This window comes from Nonomuraea sp. NPDC050733 (genome assembly GCF_040654215.1).
Classification (GTDB): Bacteria; Actinomycetota; Actinomycetes; order Streptosporangiales; family Streptosporangiaceae; genus Nonomuraea.
Genome location: NZ_JBFAHO010000084.1, coordinates 1 through 5281 on the forward strand (window position 1 = coordinate 1; position 5281 = coordinate 5281).

5 protein-coding genes are annotated in these 5281 nt (G+C 73.7%); 2 read left to right on the forward strand and 3 right to left on the reverse strand.

Translation table 11 applies throughout. The features are described 5' to 3' along the window. Window positions 1-618, forward strand: a 618-nt coding sequence (locus AB0H64_RS44810; protein ID WP_357638037.1) for a hypothetical protein, incomplete at its 5' end; no start/stop codon positions are given. A 60-nt stretch (window positions 619-678) separates the two neighbouring features. Further along, window positions 679-1668, forward strand: coding sequence for an alpha/beta hydrolase fold domain-containing protein (locus tag AB0H64_RS44815; protein ID WP_357638040.1), 990 nt, complete (start codon window positions 679-681; stop codon window positions 1666-1668). Between the two features lie 99 nt (window positions 1669-1767). On the opposite strand, the gene AB0H64_RS44820 is transcribed toward AB0H64_RS44815, so the two are convergent. The 3 genes from AB0H64_RS44820 to AB0H64_RS44830 form a co-directional block, all read right to left on the reverse strand. After that, a complete protein-coding gene (locus AB0H64_RS44820) occupies window positions 1768-3147 on the reverse strand; it encodes an FAD-dependent monooxygenase (RefSeq protein WP_357638042.1) in 1380 nt (459 codons plus the stop codon). Between the two features lie 72 nt (window positions 3148-3219). Then, entirely contained in the window at window positions 3220-4014 is a 795-nt protein-coding gene (locus tag AB0H64_RS44825) for an SDR family oxidoreductase (RefSeq protein ID WP_357638046.1), read from the reverse strand. A gap of 85 nt (window positions 4015-4099) precedes the next feature. Then, window positions 4100-5200 carry a cellulose binding domain-containing protein gene (locus AB0H64_RS44830; protein ID WP_357638049.1) on the reverse strand — a complete coding sequence of 367 codons (1101 nt, stop codon included), beginning with the start codon at window positions 5198-5200 and terminating at the stop codon, window positions 4100-4102. Window positions 5201-5281 lie beyond the last annotated feature (81 nt).

Consider the following 5281-nt stretch of genomic DNA (forward strand, 5'->3'; position numbering starts at 1 on the left):
CGGGGCCGGCCCCGGGCGGGCACGCGGGAGCCCAGCAACCCCCCCGACATCACGACCTTCAACGAATGCGCGGGCGGTTGCGGCGCCACCCGGCCCCCCCCCCCCCCGGCAGCCGGGGCGGCCGACGGCCGGGCCGGGAACGGGGCCGCGGCGCTCACCCGTGACGAGCGGCGGCTGCTGCGCCGCGGGATCGAGCGGCTGGCCGGCGAGGGCCGGGCGGCCGAGGCGGCCGCGCTGGCCCTGCTGGACGCGACGGGCGCGCCCGTGGAGGCACTGGCCGGGGTGACCGCGCAGGATCTTCGCACCGTGGCCGGCGTCGGCGGAGGCGACGGGGGCGAGCAGGCCGCGGTCGTCGTGGTGCGCGCCGGCCGCGACGACCGCACCGCCTTCCCGCTGCCTCCGCTGGCGTGCCGGCTGCTGCGGGAGCTGCACCCGGGACGGTCGGGCGCGGAGCCGCTCCTTCGCCGCGACGACGACGAACCCGTCGACTCCGCCTGGCTCGGCGCCGCCCTCACCAGCGCCGCCCTCGCCGGCGGCATCCCGCGGCGGCGGGCGGCCCGCCTGGACCCGCGCATGATGCTCGCCGCCCCGGCCGCTTCGTGGCGCTCGGCAGTGTGAGCCACACCACTCGGCAACGGTGACACAACGGTGTCGCGGCACGGGGACACGATGGGGCCCATGAACGTACCGACCCTGCACCTGATCGGCCTCGACCCGGACGAGCTGGCCGAGACCCGCGCCGTCAACGACCATATGGAGAAGCTGCTCGACTCCCTCGTGCCGCTGCACGTCCAGGACGACCCCGTGGCGGCTCGTGAGCTCCAGCGCGCGGGCGGCGGCGGATTCCCGACGCTGGCGCCGGTTCCCGAGGCGAGCTGGCGCACCGTGACCACGCCCGGCGGCGGCCGGCTCCCGCTCCGGGCCTTGCTCCCGCCGGACGGGCGTGCGCCCGAGGGCGTGTTCCTGCACTTCCACGGCGGTGGCGGCGTGTTCGGCTCGGCGGACGGGCAGGACGCGCGCCTGCGCGACCTGGCGGCCGGCTGCGGCGTGGCGGTGCTCAGCGTCGAGTACCGGCTCGCGCCGGAACATCCCTACCCCGCCGGGAACGACGACGCCGAGCAGGCGGCGCTCTGGCTGCTGGCGAACGCCGCCGCCGAGTTCGGCACGGAGCGGCTGCTTCTCGGCGGCGAGTCGGCCGGGGCGAGGCTGGCCGTCACCACGCTCCTGCGGCTGCGTGACCGGCATGCCGTGGCGCCCGCCGAGGCGTTCGTGGGCGCGCAGCTCTCCTTCGGCGGGTACGACCTGGGCCACGGCACGCCCAGCACCCGCGCCTCCGGCGACCGGAACCGGCTGATCAACAGGCCGGTTCTGGAATGGTTCCGGGGGAAGTACCTTCCGGGACTGTCGCCCGAAGAGCGCCTCGATCCCGACATCTCCCCGCTCTACGCCGACCTGCGCGGTCTGCCCCTCGCGCGGTTCACCGTGGGAACAGCCGATCCCGTGCTCGACGACACGCTCTTCATGGCGGCCCGCTGGGCGGCGGCCGGCAACGCGGCGGAGCTGGTGGTGGCCGAGGAGGGCTGGCACGGGTTCACCCTGCACCCCACGGCGCTGGCCCGGCGGGAGCTGGCCGCCCAGGAGGAGTTCGTCCGCCGGTGCCTGGCCTGACCTGACCACGCGACGAACCGGGGCGGTGACCGGCCGGCCGGCGGTCAGTGCCGGCTGGGCATCGATGATCTGTTCCAGCAAAGGGGCGGGTCAGCCGCGTCAGACCATGGCGAGGTACGCGGCGAGCTCGTCGGATGAGTCTGTGGAGATACCGACATATCCGTCCGGCCGGATGAGGGTGTGGCGCACCCCGCCGTACGGCTCGGCCGGCACGTACGCCCGTACGCTCGGCCCGTCCGGCACCCTGGGCGCGGGATCCGGCGAGAGCAGCGTGAAGTGCGGGCCCCGCAGCAGGTCGAACATGCGCGCCCGGCTGCCGTCGGCCAGGCGCAGCGGCCCGTCGGGCACCCGATCCCCGCCGCTCCGGGCCAGCGAGGAGCCCCGGTATCCGACCTGCAGCTGATAGGTCTCCTCGTCGCGCTTGACGGTCTTCTTGTCGAGCAGGTCGGTGCTGAGGCCCAGGACGCGGGCCGCGATCGGGCGGCGTTCCTCCTCGTAGGTGTCCAGCAGCGACCGCGGGGCTCCGCCGAGGACGCGCGCGAGCTTCCAGCCCAGGTTGTACGCGTCCTGCACGCCGGTGTTGAGGCCCTGGCCGCCCGCGGGCGAGTGCACGTGGACGGCGTCCCCGGCCAGGAAGACCCGGCCGTCCCGGTACCGGTCCGCCAGCCGGATGTTCACCCGGTAGAGCGAGGACCACAGCACCTCGGTGACGCGCACCCCGCGCAGCATCGACCGCTCGGCGACGATCCGCTGGAAGCCGGGCAGCGTCAGGTCCGGGGTCACGCCCGGCTTGAGCGGGGCGAGCAGCTGGAACGTGTCGGTGCCGGCCATCGGGTAGAGCGCCACCATGCCCCTGCCCGGCCGGACCCAGACGTGGATGTGGTCCCGGTCGAGCCCCTCGACGCGTACGTCGCCCAGCGCCATGCGCTCCTCCTCGCGGGTCTCGCCCGCGAAGCCGACACCGAGCGCCTTGCGCACGAAACTCCTGCCGCCGTCGGCCGCGACCAGGTAGTCGGCCCGCACGGTGTCCCCCGTCCGCAGCGTGGCGGTCACGCCTCCTGCGTCCTGGTCGAAGCCGGTCAGCTCCGCCCCGTACTCCACCTTCCCGCCCAGCTCCGCCAGCCGGTCGCGCAGGACCTGCTCGGTGCGCCACTGCGGATGCATCACCACCATCGGGTACGGCACGGCGTCCGTCGCCGCGGCCGGCTTGTGCATGCGCCCCTGGTACACCGGCACCCGGCCGACCCTCGCCCGCAGCGGCGGGTAGAGCGTCGCGGACGCCAGCACGCGGTCGATCACGCCGAGGTCGTCGAAGATCTCCTGCGTGCGGGGCTGCAGCCCCTTGCCCTTGGAGCCGAGCGAGGGCTCCGGCGCCCGTTCCACGATGCGGTGGCCGATCCCGCGCCTGGCCAGCTCCACCGCGAGCGTGAGCCCCGTGGGGCCGCCGCCGACGATGAGCACGTTCGTCTTCTCTGTCATGCCCCTGACCGTGCCAGGGCGCGCTGCCATATCCCTGTCATCGCCCTGCCGGCCGGTGGCCGGGTGGCGGGTTCAGGGCAGGATCGAGTCGACGTAGCCGCCGTCGACGCGGAGGGCGCCGCCGGTCGTGGCGGAGGCGTGGTCCGAGCTGAGGTAGACGATCATGTTGCCGACCTCGGACGGCTCGATCAGTCGCTGGATGAGGGAGTTCGGGCGGTGCTCGCGCATGAACCGCCGCTGCGCCTCGTCCCAGGGCAGGTCGTCGCCGACGAGGTCCTCGACGAAGATCTCGACGCCCGGCGTGTGCGTGGGGCCGACGATGACGGAGTTGACGGTGACACCGGTCCCCGCGGCGGCCTTGGCGAAGCCGCGCGTGACCGCCAGCAACGCGGTCTTGGTCATGCCGTAGTGCACCATCTCGACGGGGATGACCACCGCCGAGTCGCTCGAGATGTTGAGCACCCTCCCCCAGCCGCGTTCCATCATGCCGGGCAGGTAGGTGCGGGTGAGGCGGACGGCCGACAGGACGTTGACCTCGAAGTAGTGGCGCCACTCGTCGTCGTCGACCTCCAGCACCGGCCTGGCGCCGAAGATGCCGAGGTTGTTGACGAGGATGTCCACGTCGGGCACCCGGCCGAGGAGCTCGGCCGCGCCGTCCGCGGTCGCCAGATCGGCGGCCACGGCGGTCACGTCCGCGTCCGGCAGCCGGCCGGTGACGGTGGCGGCCGCCTGCTCGGTCTTCTCCTGGCCGCGCCCGTTCACGACGACGGCGGCGCCGGCGCGAGCCAGCTCGGTGGCGATGGCCAGGCCGATGCCCTGGCTGGATCCGGAGACCAGGGCCCGGCGGCCCGACAGATCGATGTTCATCGGTTGCGTCCTTTCCGGGTCGTCTTTCGAGCGACCGGCGTAGGACGTGCCCAGAGACGGGCGGTGAATGTCGGATCCGATGGGGTCAACCGAGGGTGCAGGTCACCCGGGGCGGGGTGTTGACGCTGCCGTTCCAGCTCGCGATGAAGCCGAACGTGGCGGACGCGCCGGCCGTCAGGGCGCCGTTGTAGCCCGCGTTGCGTGCGGTGACGGCGGCTCCGCTCTGGGTGAGCGTGGTGTTCCACGACTGGCTGACCCGCTGGCCGTCGGCGAAGGTGAAGGCCGCCGTCCAGGCGGCCGACGCGGCCGGGGATTCGTTCCTGACCGTGACCTCGGCCTGGAAGGAGCCGCCCCACTGGGAGATCAGCCGGTACGTGGCGGCGCATCGTCCCGAGGTCGCCGAAGGCGAGGGCGAAGGGCTCGGTGAGGGCGAGGACGACGGGATCACGCCGTCCAGGACCCGCGCGAGCGCCGGGAACCAGCGGTCGGCCATCTTCTGGAAGCCGGTGTCGTTGGGGTGCACCCCGTCGCCGGTGTCGGTGGCCGTGTCGAAGCCGGTCCATTGGTCCACGACGACGATCGGCGACCGGGCGGTGGTGAGGCCGGCCGCCCAGCCCGGGATCGCGTTGTCCAGCGCCTTCACGTCGGCCGCGCAGGTGGTGCAGCCGGACGGGTTCATGGGGATGATCTGCGCCACGATGATCTTCATGTCGGGATTGTTCGCCCGCATCTGGCCGACCAGCTTCGTGTACGCGGCCAGGACGGTGGAGGTGGGGATGAAGCCGCCCCACATGTCGTTGGTGCCCAGGTGCATGAGGACGATGTCCGGTCTGGCCGCGACCAGCCATGGCGGGAGCTGGTTCTGGTCGGCGATGCCGGTGGCGGCGTACCCGCCGTGGCCCTCGTTGTCGCCGTCGTAGGAGTAGCCGTAACCGCAGCCGCCGTCGGGGACGCTGCCGACGAAGTCGATGTCGGTGTATCCGGCCGTCTGCAGGCGGTGCCAGAGCATGGCGCGCCAGCAGCCGGGCCCCGCGGTGATGGAGTCGCCGAGCGGCATGACGCGGACGGGCGCCGCCGCCGAACGGTTCCCTACGCCGGCCGTCGAGGGCGCGTACAGGCCGGCGCCGAGGGTGAGTGCCGCGAGCAGGGCGGCCAGGGCGGCGTACAGGTGGGATCTGCGAAGCATGGCTCACTCCCGATGGACCCGGCCCGGGGCGGCGGGGGGGGGGGGGGGCGCCGCGGGGGGGGGGTGTTTGGTGTGGGGGTG

Excerpts from the sequence above, each read along its gene's own strand:
- AB0H64_RS44815 (WP_357638040.1), top strand. The coding sequence starts at position 679 with ATGAACGTACCGACCCTGCACCTGATCGGCCTCGACCCGGACGAGCTG.
- AB0H64_RS44820 (WP_357638042.1), bottom strand. The coding sequence starts at position 3,147 with ATGACAGAGAAGACGAACGTGCTCATCGTCGGCGGCGGCCCCACGGGG.
- AB0H64_RS44825 (WP_357638046.1), bottom strand. The coding sequence starts at position 4,014 with ATGAACATCGATCTGTCGGGCCGCCGGGCCCTGGTCTCCGGATCCAGC.
- AB0H64_RS44830 (WP_357638049.1), bottom strand. The coding sequence starts at position 5,200 with ATGCTTCGCAGATCCCACCTGTACGCCGCCCTGGCCGCCCTGCTCGCG.